Raw genomic sequence first — 15,645 nt, forward strand, 5'->3', positions numbered from 1 at the left:
AATGACTGCAAAACATTCGGCGAGCTTGCAGATTATTTATCTTTTAATCGAACCAAGTGGAATTGAAATAAAAGAACGGGTTTGGGAAGATGATAGACGCAATTCTTTTAATCGAACCAAGTGGAATTGAAATTGCAGGCGTTTTGATACTTCTTTATATTCTTTACCGCTTTTAATCGAACCAAGTGGAATTGAAATAGACGCGCCGCGCCGTTTTCTGTTTTAAGCACAACCTTTTAATCGAACCAAGTGGAATTGAAATTAAGGATGGCATATCCGCTGTTGTGAGATGGGAACCTTTTAATCGAACCAAGTGGAATTGAAATTAAATTGAGAAAGCTGAGAATGACCAAAAATTGTTTCTTTTAATCGAACCAAGTGGAATTGAAATATGTAATTATAGAGGATAATACTTTTGATGAAATACTTTTAATCGAACCAAGTGGAATTGAAATTTGCAGCGTTATTAAGCTCCCTGCTATGGAGGCGACTTTTAATCGAACCAAGTGGAATTGAAATAGATAAAAGGGGCGGTAGATTTTATAACGAGAAATGCTTTTAATCGAACCAAGTGGAATTGAAATGCCTTTCACTATAGCCAATTAAACCACCGTTAATACTTTTAATCGAACCAAGTGGAATTGAAATTTAGTTGGTTCAATCACCAGCGAAAAGGTACTTATACTTTTAATCGAACCAAGTGGAATTGAAATAATTGTCTGCTTGATATTCTGGCGCTGATTCAAATGCTTTTAATCGAACCAAGTGGAATTGAAATGGGATATTGCAACCTCAGCGGCTTTAACAGGCTTTCTTTTAATCGAACCAAGTGGAATTGAAATGGCTATCCCTCAGCCATATACAGGGCAACCTTATTAAACTTTTAATCGAACCAAGTGGAATTGAAATCAGCGTGAATTAATTGTAACTGGTAATACATTCAGTCTTTTAATCGAACCAAGTGGAATTGAAATGAACCATCATTTAAGTCTGTGTTAAACAGGTCTATTCTTTTAATCGAACCAAGTGGAATTGAAATTGGCAGATATAAAATGTCTACAGTAGGTGAGTGGACTTTTAATCGAACCAAGTGGAATTGAAATAAACCTTTCACTCCTGTTGCGAAAGATGCTGTTATACTTTTAATCGAACCAAGTGGAATTGAAATAAGCGGTTGCGGAAATATTCAATATTGTAGCTATCCTTTTAATCGAACCAAGTGGAATTGAAATAAGTATCAGGGTGGCGTTATTTAAAAAGCACTCATCTTTTAATCGAACCAAGTGGAATTGAAATAGCTCTCCGCATATTCTATTTGACGCTCCTGTAGCTCTTTTAATCGAACCAAGTGGAATTGAAATAAGGCACGGGCAGCAATGTAGACAGCACACAACTCTTTTAATCGAACCAAGTGGAATTGAAATCAAGTAGTAGTGTAGTTTCTGTTACGCTCAACTTTGGCTTTTAATCGAACCAAGTGGAATTGAAATTGTCGACACACAGCGACTCCTTATTTATGCTTACTCTTTTAATCGAACCAAGTGGAATTGAAATGTTTCTGTATCGGGTAACTCAGTAACGGAATACAAACTTTTAATCGAACCAAGTGGAAAAATCACTTTTAATCAAACCAGTAGAATTGAAACTGAATACAGAACATATCTATCGTAACGCTGGATCAAATTATTAATTCGTCCATTTTATCCCTCCAAACCACTGTTTCATCACATTTATCAATTATTACTGGTAGCTACGCTATATTCTTGCGTAAAAAACGATAATAAATGAAGGTACGCTGGCGGCAGCAGGAAATTATTTTTGTAACAGTTGTTGCCTGTTTTCTCTTTCTTCACTTTTTTAATATAAATATAGTTGTTTCGAGAGGGGAGATGGCAGAGCGTGTTGGCGCGGGCTATAATAACCTGGTAACCCGCTATTATTACTACTATGTTTTTCCAAAGCTTATTCCCGCCTTTGCTTTATATGCTTTTTATCTCCTGCTCAACCTGTATGTAATTCCGGTGCTTATTTTAAAGAGGAGATTTTTTATACTCGCTGTCATTACCGGAATATTTATCTGGCTGGCACTCCTCGGTATATATGCGGTGTCTTATTATAGTATCAATATTTATACCTTACTGCAAAATTCCGGTATACCGCTCAGGCGTATTTCGCTGCAATATAGTTTTTCAATAACCGGTATGATTGTTATATGCTATGGAATATATGCCTATGTACGAGAACTGATGATCAGGTCTGTTTCCGCGGATAATGGTAACCGCCCATTCCGGGTAATGCTGATCAATAATATTACCGCGACTGCATTTGCATATATTGCCATACTTTTTCTACTGTTTAATTTCGGATCATTACGCAATGATGGTGTGGCAATATTTTATGTATTTGTTCTTCTGCCGGCTATTGTTATTTGTTTTATTAACGTATACCGGATATTTCCCTACAGGCAGAAAAATGCAATACCGTTCAGGAGGATTATCCCGCAATTGCTTATTGCTCCAACAATATGTTCGCTGCTGGGCTGGCTGCTTTTTTCATTAGGCAGAAATGAATTAACGCCCGGCTTCCTTTTTTTCCTGTTCGCCATATTACTGTTTATTGTTACTCCCATATCCTGGTTGCTTTATGTGTTGCATAAAGAAAGGCTTTCGGAAATGTTAAATCTTCAGAAAGATTTTGGCAAAACCACGGCAGACCTGCAGTTCCTCCGTTCACAAATAAATCCCCATTTTTTGTTTAATGCACTCAATACTATTTATGGAACAGCTTTACAGGAAAGCGCGGATCGTACAGCTGAAGGCGTACAGAAGCTTGGCGATATGATGCGGTTTATGCTGGAAGAAAATCAACAGGATAAGATTCCGCTTGGCAAAGAGCTTACCTACCTTACAAACTATATTGAATTACAAAAATTACGTACGCAAATTTCACCAGACATTGACATTTCTTTCACATCTAAAACCGAACAATGTCATCATGAAATTGCGCCGATGTTGTTAATTCCTTTTGTAGAAAATGCATTTAAGCACGGTATCAGCCTGCAGGAAAAATCATGGATAAGAATTAACATTTCATGCGATACTGAACACCTTTATTTTGATGTTTATAACAGCGTTCATCCCAGGAAGGAAACCGATCCTGAAAAAAACAGGTCGGGCATCGGGCTGGAGAATGTAAAACAACGTTTATCACTTTTATACCCACATCAACATGAACTACAAATCAGATCCACAGCAACAGAATACTTTATTCACCTCACCATCAAACCCTGAGCCTGAACCATCTTCCTGGGATAAAACCCTTTGGTGGATGGCGGCAGCGGATGCTTCCCTGATGAAAGATTGCGGCCCGGATAAATTTCGATATACTGTAATCGGTTATACGGTTATGGCAACATGGTTATTTGCCACCTTAGCCTGGGGTTATTTTTTTTCTACTTTGTTTGATGATATACTGATCATACTTCCTGCAGCCGTTTTTTTTGGTTTTGTTATACTTACGATAGACAGGGGACTGATAGCAGGCTTAAACAGTAATGGTGGTAAAAATAAATGGTTATCGCTTTCATTAAGATTATTGCTGGCGCTTACTATCGGGTTCTTTATTTCGCAGCCTGTTGTATTAATGTTATTTGAAAAAGATATTAACGCGCATTTACCTGTGGTGAAAGAAAAGAAGATAGCGGCTTATACCAAACAGGTGCATGATGAAAATGCGGTAACACTGCAACAGGCAAGAACAGAAATTGAAAGAATACGCAATGAACAAAAAGTAAAGGAGCAGGAAATATCAGACCTTAAGAATGCATACATCAGGGAGACAGATGGCACAGGCGGCTCAGGAAAAATAGGAGAATACACTATTGCAAGGGTAAAAAAAATGGCCTACCTGAAATCTGAAGAGGATTTGATTGCCTGGAAACGCGGTGTGCAGCCGGCGCTCGACAGTGCTCTTGCAAAGGAAAAGGCTACAGAAGCGGTCATACAGCAACGCATAGTCGAATTTGATAAAGGGTTGACCGATGGTTTTTTAACCCGGATTGAAACGCTTGATGACCTGATGATTGTTCATCCTCCTGTTAAATACAGGTATCGCCTGGTTATTATGCTTATCATGATGATCGAATTAATGCCATTGCTCACTAAACTGATGATGCCATCAGGATTATATGAGGAAAAGGTACAGGACGCCATACAGCAAAGAAAGCTATTATGGCAAACAGAAAGAGCCGCCCTGAAAGAAGTAGAAAGATCTTTTTATGAAACCGCGCTAACTACCGACAAACAATTACAGGCTGATGTAATGCACGAAATAAATGAATTGAGAAGAAAACAGGCGGAAGAAGCATTCAGCAGCTGGAAACAAAACCCGGGTAAAGTGCGCCAGTTCTGGGAGCAGCTAAAAAGCAGGTTATTGTATTTTAACAGGAATTAGAAACAACCAGATCATAATGAAATTGCACCGTGATGGAATGAAATTGGAAAAGAAAGCGGGTGCACAAATTTATACCCGACATTTGTGCTGTTTGATAAAACCGGTAAGATGATACAGCCAGGTGCAAAACGTTCAGGAGACGGAGAGCTTTTATATAAAGCACCGGAAGCGGCCTTTATTAAATAATTCAACCAGGAATATTCATGCTTAAAGCCATTGCAATAGATGATGAGCCCATTGCGCTGGAAGTAGTAAAATCTCTGTCAGGCAAAGTTCCTTTTATTGAATTAAAAGCATGCTTTACTAATGCGTTTGAAGCGCTTACCTATTTGCAAAGGGAAAAGATTGATCTTGTTTTCCTTGATATTAAAATGCCTGATATAACAGGCATTGAATGGCTGAAATCGGTGCCGCAGCCACCAATGGTTATCTTCACCACTGCCTACAGCGAACATGCAGTGGAAAGTTTTGAATTAGATGCAGTAGATTACCTGCTGAAACCGTTTTCACTCGCAAGGTTTTTAAAAGCGGCTAATAAAGCAAATGAGCTGGCAAGATTAAAAAACAGGGCTGAAGCAGAGGATACAAAAGATGAATCAGTTTTTATTAAAAGTGGCTATGAGCAGGTAAGGATTTTGCTGAATGAATTGCTGTATGTACAAAGCGCGGGCAATTACCTACATTTTATTTGCACGGGTCAGAAACTGCTTGCCCGTCTTACCATGAATGAAGCGGAATCACTGCTGCCGGCATCTAAATTTACCCGTGTACATCGTTCATATATTATAGCCAATAAGCGTGTTACACGTATTGATAAAAATTCGGTATGGATTGAGCAAACGACTATCCCAATAGGAGCAGGGTATAGCGCTGCACTGGAAAGAATAACAAAAGATAAGTATAAGGTGTAGTTTCTGATAGCTGATAGCTGAAAGCTAACAGCTAACAACAATAACACCCATCTCATCTTACCGGCATTTTCCTATTTTCGCTCTATGCCTAATAACTATTTTCAGTTTAAGCAGTTCACGGTATATCACGATCAATGTGCCATGAAAGTGTGTACAGACGCATGTATACTCGGTGCATGGTTCGCTGAAAAAATTCCGGACAAAAGTCTTGTGCTGGATATTGGTGCCGGTTCAGGATTGCTTACACTGATGCTGGCACAAAAAAATAATGGACATTTTCATGGCATAGAAATAGATTTGCCATCCTTCGGACAATTGCAGCAAAATATCGCGAACAGTAACCGGCATAACCACATCCTTGCTTTTAATGGTGATGCATGTACATACTCATTTCCTACAAAATATAATTTCATTATTACGAATCCTCCTTTCTTTGAAGGAGATCTAAAATCGCCTGATGCACAAAAAAATCTTGCTATGCACAGCACTGCGCTTACGCTCGAAAAGCTGACCGACGTAATTGATGAAAACCTAACCCCAGATGGATCTTTTGGTATATTAATTCCTTATCACAGAACCGAAGCATATATCAGCATTGCCAGGGCAAAAGGTTTTTATCTCTCTGAAAAATTATTGGTTAAGCAAACTCCCGCACATAATTATTTCAGGAGTATTCTGCATTTTACCAGGAAGAAAACTGATGCTGTTCAAACTCATGAGCTTACCATAAAAGATAATAATAACACATACACCGAAGCATTTACAACATTGCTGAAAGACTATTATCTCTATTTATAGTCCTGCATATGTTTTAAGATAATTGTAGTGCATAGTAAGCCTGCCTTTATCTGTTATAGTGGCTTTTTGTATAACCGGTGAGCTCTTGGTCAGCAGGTCTTCCAGTATATATTTTATCAGTTGCTCTCCAAAATATCTTGAGGCGTCTCTCGGTAATTCGTTTGGCAGATTTCCGACAGCCATTACATCAATGGAATTGGGAAGATAAGGAGCTGTTTTTTGAAAAGTATCTCTATCAATGCCATATATAGGGTCTTCGATGGATTGATCACCCATATTAATAGGAATGGAACCACCGGCATCGTCTGTAATATCTGCAATGGTTTGGATAATAAAATCATCATGTTGTATCATTTCTTTTTCAAAAAGCCTCGGCACATCCTTATCCCAGAAAATGCCATTCAATAAAATATCTGTTTGCCTGGAGTAAGGTGAAAATATACTTTCGAATAATCCAGGGTATTCGTGAAATTCAGTTCTGCTATATTTTCCCGTTTTCCTGTTTTTATAAAGATCGGCTCCCTTCAATTGTGTGTATACAGGATATGAAAAACGTTTGGTAAGATATTCGTCAGGCTCCACCTCATGTATACCTACGAGATTCATAATTTCCAGTATACCGTGCGCCACTCTTCCGGAGCCGGTAACCGCTATTTTCACATTCGGTATTCTCAGTCCAAAATAAGTATGGATCAATTCTCTGAAGCTTCTTTGCTTATATACCCTTTCAAGGTTATACAATCCTGTTCGTTTACCATAAGCCATCAGGCCATTATGCGCACCTACCACGCCTGCAAAAAAGCCAAACCCTATTATACGTTGCCCATCATCATGCTCCAGGCATTCATAGTCGATGAGCGTAATATTGTTTTTGATGATAGCCTGTAATAAGTTTTTGTTATGCGGCTGCTCTTTTTTTGTGTGAGAAAAAAAAAGGTAAGTTTTGCCGGCAATTAATTTATGCACCGGTACTTCCTTAATACCGAAAAGAAAATCGCATTCACTCATATCCTCTTTTACTTCAACGCCTGCAGCTATATATTCATTATCTGTAAAGCAGCGGTGTGGTGAAGATTGTGCAATGATCTTTACCTGCTGGTTTTGCTTATGTATCCATTTGCATTGAGCAGGGGTTAAAGCTACCCTGTTATCTGCAGGAATTTTACCTTCACGTATAAGTCCGATCTTGACCATATTCACAAATGTAATGAAAGGCACTACCATAAATTGTTGAAATAGGAACAGAAAAATATTGCAGTTCACATGATAAACTGTAATATTGCACCCCATTTAATGCCCAGATGGCGGAACTGGTAGACGCGTCAGACTCAAAATCTGGTATTCGCAAGGATGTGCAGGTTCGATTCCTGTTCTGGGCACTGTAAAAGCTTTGTAAGTCATTGATTTACAAAGCTTTTTTGTTTTATGCTTGTCAAATAATTGTCACTTTTTTACGCTTTCTACCGCTGTTTTTGACAATCAAATGACAAGCAGCATGACAAGCAGTTTTCTCACATTCTCAGCGCTACTTTTTCTGCGCTTTTTAGAATTACACTATTTAATAGAACACTGCGAATCGTTACCACCATAGTTTCGAATTGAACGAGAGTGTCATCTTCAACTCCATTTTACATTAGTCGATAAACTTGATGGGCAAAAACTAAACATCTCAAAGTCGCTTCATTTTATTTTATTTGAAGATTATCAATGAGGTGTGATTTACTCAGATTTAAAATTGCGCGCATGAACTTCATTCAAATACCAAACAGAAAAAAAGATAAAATATTTTACTACTACGATCTAGGTGGAAGAGGTAAAGGACAAAGACCTGCGACTGGCATATTTACCTATATAAAACCTAAAGACCAGATCCAAAAAAATCATAACAAGGAAGCACGTTTAATATTAGAGACCAAGAAAAGTCAATTTATTATTGAGTCTCAAGCGGTCGGTACCCCTTATATGCCACAACACAAATTCAGAGATAATTTCCTCGACTACTTTGCAGAATATGTGAAGCTTAACAGGAAGAATGACAATAGACACCTGTCCTGCTGCTTTACAAAATTTAAATGCTTTGTAGGTAAAAGTTTTATTTCTCCTATTGAAATAACTGAAAATTTTTGTAAGCGGTTCAGACAATACCTTTTGGATCAATTAACTGGAGAAACTCCGCAAAACTATTTTGCCCGGTTCAAATGGGCTATTGAAGCAGCTACAAGAGATAAATACTTTCTCGTAAATCCAACAAATAAGGTAAGTGCTATAGCCAATCCATCAATTGCATTAAAAGATAATTTAGAAGCAGATGAATATATCAGTTTGCTTGGAACGCCCTGTTGTAACGAAGATGTAAAAGCAGCTTTTACTTTTTCACTTTACACTGCATTAAGGTGGGTAGATGTAAAACATTTAAAATGGTCTGACATTAAAGAGGGTGTGCTTGTTACCCGTATTATCCAACGTAAAACGGGAAAGCCGCTCGTGCTAACGCTACATACTATTGCACTCCGTATTATTGAGCAACAGAGAAAAAAACAAGCAGTAATGCCTCAGGGAAATGATCTTATATTTCATCTACCTACGGCTAACGGTGCAAATAAAATTTTAGGCGAATGGATAAAGAAAGCAGAAATTAATAAAAAAATCACTTGGTCTTGTGCCAGGTTGAGTTTTTCAATTTTGTTACAGGATGAAAGAGTAGATGAGGCTACCGTAGCAAATCTATTAGGACATACAACAACGACTCAAGTCCGTAAAACTTACAAGCGACATCGTCTAAAGCCTCAAACGGAAGCAATAAATGTTCTTCCAACACTAGTTGATGTTCCTTTAGCTCAACCTCAATATAAACAAACACAAAAGATGAAGTATGTTTATAACTATTCTTTAAAGCAAGCTAAATAAGAAATTGAGAGGGTACCCTCTCAATTTCTTATTTTATTTCTAATATGTAATATGTAACTACTACAGCTAGCTGCTAAGAACCATCTTCTTATTTCCCAATACCTTTGCATCTCCTTCCATCATTCTGTCCAACTCTTCTTTCTTATAGTAGCCATTGTTATTTTTATATACACAGTTCTCCTCACATTTTTTTGAAAATTGAGTTCTTCCCAAATTGCAATAGATTAATGCTTCCTCAGTTTTTAAAAAAGGTTTAAAGCAAATAGATATCGCCTTCATCACAATTAACTCCTCTTTTTTAATCATAACTCACTTTTTACTAGGTAATTAAATTAGAAATACTACTTGGCTTCTTTGCCATCGGCTAATACCCCTCGTATATCTCACATAGCGGCACTCATGTAAGTCTCTTAGTAATTTAAAATACGTACGTGAACTGCAAATTTTCGATAATTGTCTTAACTCCCTTCCATAAAATCTTGCAGTCAGGTTATCTTTACTCATCTGCACCATTGCCGCAAATAGAGCAATATGTACAGCACCTATACGCGCATCGGATTGAATAAGATCGAAAAATCTATGTAACAAATTACTTTCCAAAACTTGAGGTGAAAATAAATGTTCGTATTATATGTATTCGCATAATTGCGCACCGTTTCTTCGTTTGGCTTGTGGTGTCTTTTAAACAATCATTTAATGCATAGAGTTAAAGTTCTAGCTCTTTATAAAAAATATATATTTTCAATTTCAACTGAAAATGGTGTTGGCAGGCGATTCATCCTTGATATATACACAAACTAGATCAAATTTCATCTTTCAGTTTTAGCATTTTTGGGAAACCAATTTGTTTAATTATAGTATCTCTATTGCGCCCTGTCTATTGGTACTTTCTTCAATCAACCGCTCTTATATCAAAGTAATAAATCATTATATATCTGTCTTTCGCTTGTACGAAAACGGGCCAAAGCGAAAGCGAAGTTAGCGGTCTATGCACTAACCAAAAGGTTCGTCATAAACACATTGCCTTCCCAAATCTCCCTTCTTTTAAGCCGCGTTCCTTTTGGTGTCTCTCCTTTCTCACATCCGCTTTCTCAGTGCTTTCTTTTTTTCCGTTTTTCTTTTACAAGCCAATTTTTTCACACACGAACACAAAAACAAACAATCATGGAAAGAAAACAAAAAATAAAACTGATGCGGCTTTCATGAGAGATACAAAGGAAACGAAATGCTACCCGTTCAAAGTCCCTGCTATATGCATGGGCAATTTATCTCAATGAAGATATCACCGTTTTTCACCTGACCCGAAAGCACAGCCACCAGCATTATAAAAATAATGTGCAACCCGGTTCACTCACTTTATTCAATTAATAATCAATCATTCATATTTAAAATTTACAGTTATGGAAATCATCGGAAGAGTAACAGCAGACGCAAAAGCAAACACACTTAAAGACGGTCGCACCGTGGTAAATTTTACAGTAGCCATTAACGACAGTTACAAAGCCAAAGGAGTTGAAACACCTGTTAAGGTAACGCAGTTTGTAAACTGTGGTTACTGGATTAATCCCGGTATTGTGCCACACCTCACCAAAGGAACATTGGTAGAGCTATATGGCCGCATAGGGGTAAATGCATGGACAAACACCGAAGGAGAAGCCAAAGCCGGATTAACCTTTCATGTAAACAGTATCAAACTACATGGCGGGAAATATTCAAACCCAACTCCCAAAGAAGCAGCACAACCCGAAGCAACAAAAGAAGATTTACCCTTTTAAACTAATTTCCTTTACCGCTCCGGGAGCATAAACAAAGGAGCGGTTACTATGCAATATTTTAAAAACTGTACAACCATCATAGAAGTAAAAAGCCTGTACAAAAAATTGGCGATGGAACACCATCCCGACCGGGGCGGAGATACGGCTACCATGCAGGTGATTAATACAGAATATGCTTTTGCATGTGCACGACTGGCAAAGGGTGCCGGGTTATCGGATGAAGAAGCCGATACAGAAATAAAGCTTTCCGAAGAATACCGGCAGGTAATTGAAAAGATTATCAACCTACCCGGTATTGTCATTGAGGTAGTCGGTAACTGGATATGGGTTACAGGCAATACCCGCCCCGTTAAGGATACATTGAAAGCAGCCGGATTGTTTTATGCTTCCAAAAAGATAGCCTGGTATTACCGAAATGAAGCCTTTAAAACAAGTGGCAATAATGCACCACTGGAAGAAATCCGTAAACGCTACGGCTCTGAAACCATCCGCACCGGATTTAAAAACAAATCAATTGAACAGCATTAAAACAACGATTATGCAAAAACTAAATCAATACAGCACAAAAATATTTTGTCGTTTGTTGCACAAACTGAACGGACAGCAACACATGAAATTACAGGCCTCCGAATTTATGCCGCTTACTATGGAAAGATTAGACGAGGATATACAAACACCCTACGGTAAAGGCACGTTATACAGTCTATGCCATTACTATGAGCAAAACGGAGATTTAATGAGAGACCCTGAAATGTGTTTTTTGGTAGTAGATAACCGGAAAGAAGAAACAGATTTTGATTTTATTGGTATTTATGCGCAAATGTACCAACAGGATAATTTGGGCTTATATGAAGAAAGTATTCGTATTGATAGCGGCAAACTTACCAGCTATATTAAAGTTTGGCAAAGTGGACATTGCCAATTTGCCAATCAATGGTTAAAGAATATCAGTCAACAGGGATTTTTAAAATAGCCTTATAGACGTTACACGAGCCGGACAATAACAACGCATTGTTCCGGTTTTCGTGCACCCGGCGCACTTTTCTTTTTACAAACGCCACAAAAAGAAAAGTGAACAAAAGAAAAACGCTGAAGCCGGAAGGTAACCGGAGGTTGGCATTTATATTTTTTAAAAGTTATTGCATCTATTATTCCAAAAGATCGGTTGATGGCTGGCTGTACCGGACAAGGAATTTCCGGCATAAACACAGAACCTTTCCACAAGCCCAACATGTATTCCGTTCCTCGCTTGTCCCGGTAGCTGCCACAACCGGGTGGTACTTCCATAATTTTTTTAAACTTTTAAATCTTGAAATTATGGAACAGACTAACACACCTGCCTGGACAGTAGCATCTGAAGTGGAACTAATCTACAAATCAAAAGTAAAAGCATCCGAACGTCCCGCTATCAGATCTTCCAGAGACTGCTATCAGCTTTTTATCAATCAATGGGACGATAATAAGCTGGACTTTGTAGAACAATTTAAAGTCGCATTACTCAACAGAGCAAACCAAGTGCTGGGAATCTATGAAGTGTCCACAGGCGGAGTAAGTGGAACGATTGCAGACCCCAAGTTGATTTTCGTTGCAGCTTTAAAAGCAAACGCTTGCGGAATTTTACTCTGTCACTGCCATCCGTCAGGAAACCTTGCTCCCAGCAAGGCAGATATTAGACTTACTGAAAAAATAGTTGCGGCAGGAAGGTTCTTGGATATAAACATCCTCGATCATATTATACTGTCGAGAGAAGGGTATCTGTCATTTGCAGATGAGGGGTTGTTGTAACCCTTTTTTATGCAATTGATTATTAGATACCTGATGGCAATATGCCATCAGGTAAAATCAAGATCAGCTTATAGAAATAATTCCAATTGAACAATTGAATACTAATGAAAAATATAGAATTGATCCAAGTATTTGGAAAACATTGAAATGAAACATCAACTTACAATGGTATAGATTTGAAAGTAAAAAGGAATTTAATTGTACTCGAAATTTTGATCGTTAGATTTCCCTAATTTGTTATGTTATGACTGTTAAATTAGCTTTTGACGTACTTATCTTTTTTTTGAGACAGTCTATTCAGCCAAAACATTTGTGTGGTATCTTTAATTCTGAAAAGGCTTCCGTATCAAATAATGGTGCTACAATCCCTATATTTTCTTTGTATTAAAGCAAATTTTCGCTCTGCTCCAAACCCCAGTAGATGAATGGCTCCATTCTTTTAAACTCATTTCCGTAACACTGTACCTGGTCATTTCTTTACCGTCATTATATTATTAGTTCAAAACAAAGCTTGGTGTTAAAATAGGTGTATTCATAAGTATTTGCCATATCAAGCTACCTTGTGTTTAGTCGAAACTCAAAAACATATCTTTAATCGGCCTGGCTTTAATCAAATCCGAGTTTTTAACCTTCAAGATTTGCTTTCTTCCACCATTCTTTTCAAAAACTTCAATTACAAGTATCTTGTCGTTTGCAAGCGTAAATTGATCCATCAGAAAAATATTTTGATCTGCGCTGTTGTCTGCAATCTTATCAGCTAATTTATACATACGTAAAGGAATTAGAGACTTCTCCTGAATTACTGTACGTTTTCCTAATTTCCTATCAACCACCTTGAATGTTATAAAATCAACATTGAATGGGATGTTACTACAGTTTTTCAAGTCGGTATGAAAGTAGAGCAACCCGTTATGAATGTAGATTCCTTTTAGCTGGAAGCGGATTCCAAAGGCATCAGCACTGATATGCCTGATTAGCCTCTTGTTCTTTTTGTAGATTCTTTGCATGATTAATCCTGTTAGTGAAGGAGCATTGTTGCCTAATTCTTCAAACAAAACATCATTGTCATTTTCTCCAACAGATTTTTTTTGCATCCGCAATAAGCCATAATTTAATATTGATGGACTTGGATTAAATACAACATTGAAATTGTAAAACCTTCCATCATCAGTGATAACGGAAAAATTGGTTTCTTCTGTAAAATCTTTCTTAGAAGCCTTTATACGTAATACATTTTCTGCGCCTTCAGCCTTTCCTGCGATAAGAAGCTCGCTACCCAGATCCACATACCGGATAACTGCAGGAAAAATAAGGTGAGAAGTTTTGTTATAAGTCACTTCCATTTGGTAAGATTCCACCTTACCAAGTTCTAACTTGGTGACATGTGAAACTGTTTGTGCTTTTGATAAAAAGTACAGACCAATAAGCAAGGTCAGTATCATAATTACTTTGATAATTGGTTTCATATTTCTAATAGTTTTTGATAATTATTTTTTAGATACAAGCAGTACCTCTATTCCCGCTTTTAAGGTCACTTTTTCTGTTTTTATTTTTTTTGATAAATAACCTGATACACCCTGTATAAAACCACGACTCAGATCACCCGCGACCTGTTGTCCAGCCGATTGTGTCATCATGAGGCTTGTACCTGTGGTCTGCCCCATATTGGATGCTACGTCTTTGAGTGCAAGCCTTTCGGAAGAATATGGCACAAATAAACCCGGCTGCCCATTAAGATCGTATGCGGATATATCAACAAGCATAATATTACCCTCCATTTCAATGGAAGATACTTTGAGTTCTATGCGTCCGTTTTGAAATCTTGCATTTGCTGTAAATACAGTTCCTACCGGTATAGTTTGTTTAGATATGATACCCGACTCCAGTAGTCTTAATTTAACTATGCCTTCGCCAGTAACTACAGAAGTTTCTTGCACAACTGCCCGTATACTGTTTCGGGGCTGAGTGACATCCTGCTGTACACCATGCATAACAGCAGTATAAAAATTTCTGTTTCTGTTTTCCATAATACTTACTACAAAAACGCTATCCTCTAGCTCTTGATAAAGCGCTGAAACAACATTCTTTTTGGTAGGATTAAATGCGGAAAAGCTTTCTTTAACTGTGACGGGAGTAGGTGTTTCATCCTTCAATATTTTTGGCTGTTCTGTACTGCTCGTACCCGATGGGAGATATTTGGCTGCCATTTGGTAAGACTTTTCCATAAGCGCCAACTGATTGTCTATATTACCTTGGGGAGAATACTCCTTTTTATCTGAAAGTTGCTGCTTGAGTTCTTCTATTTCCTTGCGCAGTTCTTTGGTTTCCGTATGATCATCCTGGTAGAAAGTATTCAACGCATCTTGGGTATTTTTGTAGCTGTTCAAAACGACATTCTCTTTATTGTGATTATACATATCTGTAGATACACTTTCATCTATTTCATCCCCGGAGATATAGCCTTCTTTCACTTTTACAGTATCTTCATTCCAGTAATCTGATAAAGAAGCAAGAGTGCTTTGCTTTTCCTCGTTCTTTTGCTCCATTTTTGCCTGTTCATAAGCTTTTTGTTTGTCGGATTGCAATCCTGCATCTGTTGCCTCTGGCACTGCATCATTAAGCCCTACATCCTCTACTGTTTTCTTACCATCTGATGGTTTAAAGATCAGGTAAATACAACCTGCAAACACTACAGCCATCAAGGTAAATATGATGGGTTTCTTTAGTAGCTCAAACCTGCCTTGCAAGCTATCATTCAAGTTTTCTTCCTTTTTCTGCTGTTCACTTTCTTGAGTCAACAGGGTTAGTTCTTTATTGCTATTTACGTTCATACACTTTACCTTTAAAGATTTTTGAAATAGAATCAGTTGAATTAATTTCTGGATTTCGGAGGAGCAAGATGGGATTCTCCATATGTTCAATATTCATCCGTTCACCGGGATGCAGTACACTATACCATACTTTTGATAAAACAGTTACATAAATCAATAGGTATACCGCAAATAATAGCAATATGT

General features: G+C 37.7%; 13 protein-coding genes, 1 tRNA gene and 1 CRISPR repeat array (1 of these 15 running past the window's edge). Of the genes, 10 read left to right on the top strand and 4 right to left on the bottom strand.

The window, feature by feature from the left end; all coding sequences use genetic code 11:
* Positions 1 to 1,554: direct repeats of the CRISPR family, unit length 29 nt; unit sequence CTTTTAATCGAACCAAGTGGAATTGAAAT; it begins 677 nt to the left of the window's first position.
* 230 nt (positions 1,555 to 1,784) lie between these two features.
* The 4 genes from DC498_RS10690 (at position 1,785) to DC498_RS10705 (ending at position 6,161) form a co-directional block, all read left to right on the top strand.
* Complete coding sequence (locus DC498_RS10690; RefSeq protein WP_206197588.1) at positions 1,785 to 3,290, top strand: sensor histidine kinase; 1,506 nt, start codon at positions 1,785 to 1,787, stop codon at positions 3,288 to 3,290.
* The gene (locus tag DC498_RS10695; protein WP_116874144.1) at positions 3,229 to 4,452 is read left to right on the top strand and encodes a DUF4407 domain-containing protein; all 1,224 of its coding nucleotides are present in this window, start codon (positions 3,229 to 3,231) and stop codon (positions 4,450 to 4,452) included. Before DC498_RS10690 ends, DC498_RS10695 begins: the two co-directional genes overlap by 62 nt.
* Positions 4,453 to 4,655: 203 nt before the next feature.
* The gene (locus DC498_RS10700) at positions 4,656 to 5,363 is read left to right on the top strand and encodes a LytR/AlgR family response regulator transcription factor (protein ID WP_116874145.1); all 708 of its coding nucleotides are present in this window, start codon (positions 4,656 to 4,658) and stop codon (positions 5,361 to 5,363) included.
* Between the two features lie 84 nt (positions 5,364 to 5,447).
* Complete coding sequence (locus tag DC498_RS10705) at positions 5,448 to 6,161, top strand: tRNA1(Val) (adenine(37)-N6)-methyltransferase (protein ID WP_116874146.1); 714 nt, start codon at positions 5,448 to 5,450, stop codon at positions 6,159 to 6,161.
* On the opposite strand, the gene DC498_RS10710 is transcribed toward DC498_RS10705, so the two are convergent.
* Positions 6,156 to 7,355, bottom strand: a complete 1,200-nt coding sequence (locus tag DC498_RS10710; protein ID WP_116874270.1) for an NAD(P)-dependent oxidoreductase — start codon at positions 7,353 to 7,355, stop codon at positions 6,156 to 6,158. The two genes, DC498_RS10705 and DC498_RS10710, sit on opposite strands and share 6 nt — an antisense overlap.
* 101 nt (positions 7,356 to 7,456) lie before the next feature.
* Between DC498_RS10710 and DC498_RS10715 the strand changes: the two genes are divergently transcribed.
* Both DC498_RS10715 and DC498_RS10720 read left to right on the top strand, forming a co-directional pair.
* A tRNA-Leu gene (locus DC498_RS10715) sits at positions 7,457 to 7,540 on the top strand.
* 364 nt (positions 7,541 to 7,904) lie between these two features.
* Positions 7,905 to 9,068 carry a site-specific integrase gene (locus DC498_RS10720; RefSeq protein ID WP_165813813.1) on the top strand — a complete coding sequence of 388 codons (1,164 nt, stop codon included), beginning with the start codon at positions 7,905 to 7,907 and terminating at the stop codon, positions 9,066 to 9,068.
* Positions 9,069 to 9,134: 66 nt separating this feature from the next.
* Here DC498_RS10720 and DC498_RS10725 read toward each other — a convergent pair whose 3' ends face one another.
* Positions 9,135 to 9,374, bottom strand: coding sequence for a hypothetical protein (locus tag DC498_RS10725; RefSeq protein ID WP_116874148.1), 240 nt, complete (start codon positions 9,372 to 9,374; stop codon positions 9,135 to 9,137).
* 1,094 nt (positions 9,375 to 10,468) lie between these two features.
* Between DC498_RS10725 and DC498_RS10730 the strand changes: the two genes are divergently transcribed.
* The 4 genes from DC498_RS10730 (at position 10,469) to DC498_RS10745 (ending at position 12,628) form a co-directional block, all read left to right on the top strand.
* The gene (locus tag DC498_RS10730) at positions 10,469 to 10,843 is read left to right on the top strand and encodes a single-stranded DNA-binding protein (protein ID WP_116874149.1); all 375 of its coding nucleotides are present in this window, start codon (positions 10,469 to 10,471) and stop codon (positions 10,841 to 10,843) included.
* A gap of 48 nt (positions 10,844 to 10,891) precedes the next feature.
* Positions 10,892 to 11,371, top strand: coding sequence for a J domain-containing protein (locus DC498_RS10735; RefSeq protein ID WP_116874150.1), 480 nt, complete (start codon positions 10,892 to 10,894; stop codon positions 11,369 to 11,371).
* 10 nt (positions 11,372 to 11,381) lie between these two features.
* A complete protein-coding gene (locus DC498_RS10740; protein WP_133176826.1) occupies positions 11,382 to 11,816 on the top strand; it encodes a DUF6908 domain-containing protein in 435 nt (144 codons plus the stop codon).
* Between the two features lie 98 nt (positions 11,817 to 11,914).
* Entirely contained in the window at positions 11,915 to 12,628 is a 714-nt protein-coding gene (locus tag DC498_RS10745; RefSeq protein WP_240627964.1) for a JAB domain-containing protein, read from the top strand.
* Positions 12,629 to 13,194: 566 nt separating this feature from the next.
* Here the strand turns inward: DC498_RS10745 and traN are convergent.
* Positions 13,195 to 14,094, bottom strand: coding sequence for a conjugative transposon protein TraN (traN, locus tag DC498_RS10750; protein WP_116874152.1), 900 nt, complete (start codon positions 14,092 to 14,094; stop codon positions 13,195 to 13,197).
* Positions 14,095 to 14,115: 21 nt separating this feature from the next.
* A complete protein-coding gene (gene traM, locus DC498_RS10755) occupies positions 14,116 to 15,549 on the bottom strand; it encodes a conjugative transposon protein TraM (protein WP_240627966.1) in 1,434 nt (477 codons plus the stop codon).
* Positions 15,550 to 15,645: the final 96 nt, after the last annotated feature.

The sequence above is a fragment of the Terrimonas sp. genome (genome assembly GCF_003075435.1).
GTDB lineage: Bacteria > Bacteroidota > Bacteroidia > Chitinophagales > Chitinophagaceae > Agriterribacter.

What these genes read in the sequence shown, in the direction of transcription:
- DC498_RS10690 (WP_206197588.1), top strand. Translation starts at nt 1,785, where the DNA reads ATGAAGGTACGCTGGCGGCAGCAGGAAATTATTTTTGTAACAGTTGTT.
- DC498_RS10695 (WP_116874144.1), top strand. Translation starts at nt 3,229, where the DNA reads ATGAACTACAAATCAGATCCACAGCAACAGAATACTTTATTCACCTCA.
- DC498_RS10700 (WP_116874145.1), top strand. Translation starts at nt 4,656, where the DNA reads ATGCTTAAAGCCATTGCAATAGATGATGAGCCCATTGCGCTGGAAGTA.
- DC498_RS10705 (WP_116874146.1), top strand. Translation starts at nt 5,448, where the DNA reads ATGCCTAATAACTATTTTCAGTTTAAGCAGTTCACGGTATATCACGAT.
- DC498_RS10710 (WP_116874270.1), bottom strand. Translation starts at nt 7,355, where the DNA reads ATGGTCAAGATCGGACTTATACGTGAAGGTAAAATTCCTGCAGATAAC.
- DC498_RS10720 (WP_165813813.1), top strand. Translation starts at nt 7,905, where the DNA reads ATGAACTTCATTCAAATACCAAACAGAAAAAAAGATAAAATATTTTAC.
- DC498_RS10725 (WP_116874148.1), bottom strand. Translation starts at nt 9,374, where the DNA reads ATGATTAAAAAAGAGGAGTTAATTGTGATGAAGGCGATATCTATTTGC.
- DC498_RS10730 (WP_116874149.1), top strand. Translation starts at nt 10,469, where the DNA reads ATGGAAATCATCGGAAGAGTAACAGCAGACGCAAAAGCAAACACACTT.
- DC498_RS10735 (WP_116874150.1), top strand. Translation starts at nt 10,892, where the DNA reads ATGCAATATTTTAAAAACTGTACAACCATCATAGAAGTAAAAAGCCTG.
- DC498_RS10740 (WP_133176826.1), top strand. Translation starts at nt 11,382, where the DNA reads ATGCAAAAACTAAATCAATACAGCACAAAAATATTTTGTCGTTTGTTG.
- traN (WP_116874152.1), bottom strand. Translation starts at nt 14,094, where the DNA reads ATGAAACCAATTATCAAAGTAATTATGATACTGACCTTGCTTATTGGT.